The sequence below is a fragment of the Microbacterium sp. NPDC056044 genome, from assembly GCF_042267145.1.
In the GTDB taxonomy this organism is placed as follows: Bacteria; Actinomycetota; Actinomycetes; order Actinomycetales; family Microbacteriaceae; genus Microbacterium.
Genome location: NZ_JBHJWZ010000012.1, coordinates 1 through 1,251, shown reverse-complemented (window position 1 = coordinate 1,251; position 1,251 = coordinate 1). Strand labels below are relative to the sequence as shown.

General features: G+C 69.5%; 1 protein-coding gene. It reads left to right on the top strand.

Annotated features, from left to right (window positions below):
* On the top strand, positions 1 to 1,251 hold a 1,251-nt coding region (locus ACFC1I_RS21040; RefSeq protein ID WP_376014101.1), incomplete at both ends, for an alpha-N-arabinofuranosidase.

Here is a 1,251-nt window from a genome sequence, read left to right as displayed (position 1 = left end):
GGCGGCAACTTCGTGTCGGGCTACCGCTGGGAGGACGGCATCGGCCCGGTGGACGAGCGCCCGCGCCGCCTCGACCTCGCCTGGCATTCGACCGAGACCAACGAGGTCGGGCTTCACGAGTTCCAGGCGTGGCTCGACCGGGTCGGCAGCGACCTGATGCTCGCCGTCAACCTCGGCACCCGGGGAACGCAGGAGGCGCTCGACCTCCTCGAGTACGCGAACACCGACACGCAGACCGCATGGACCGACCGGCGCGCCGAGAACGGCCGCGGCACGCCGTTCGGCGTGAAGATGTGGTGCCTCGGCAACGAGATGGACGGCCCGTGGCAGATCGGCCACAAGAACGCCGACGACTACGGCAAGCTCGCCTCGCAGACCGCGAAGGCGATGCGCATGCTCGACCCGGGCGTCGAGCTCGTGGTGTGCGGCTCGTCGGCGCGCTCGATGCCCACCTTCGGGTCGTGGGAGCGCACCGTGCTCGAGCACACGTTCGACGACGTCGACTTCATCTCGTGCCACTCCTACTACCAGGAGTACAACGGCGACGCGCAGGAGTTCCTCGCGTCGGGGGTCGACATGGCGCGCTTCATCGAATCGGTCGTCTCGATCGCCGACGCGGTCGCGGCGACGAAGAAGAGCGAGAAGCGCATCATGATCTCCTTCGACGAGTGGAACGTCTGGTACCTCTTCAACCCGGACGGCTCGGAGTCGGGCCACGAGTTCAAGGGCGGCGCATGGCCGGTCGCGCCGCGCCTCCTCGAAGACCAGTACCACGCCCTCGACGCCGTCGTCTTCGGCGACCTCATGATCACACTGCTGCAGCACGCCGACCGCGTGCGCTCCGCGTCGCTCGCGCAGCTCGTCAACGTGATCGCCCCGATCATGACCGAGCCGGGCGGCCCGGCGTGGCGGCAGACCACGTTCTTCCCGTTCTCGATCACGTCGCGCCTCGCGCAGGGCCGCGCGGTGCGCGTGCCGGTGTCGGCGGGCACGTTCACGAGCGAGAAGCTCGGCGAGGTCGAGGCCGTCAACGCCGTCGCCACCGTGGACGACGAGGGCGTGTCGCTGTTCGTGGTGAACCGTTCGACGACGGATGCTGCGACCCTCCGCGTCGACCTCGCGCCGCTGGTGCGGGCCCTCGGTCGCGAGGTCGCGGTCGTCGAGTCGCACCTGCTGCACGACGACGACCTGTACGCGGCCAACACCCTCGAGGACCGTGAGCGTGTCGGCGTGCGCGAGGCCGAGGCATCC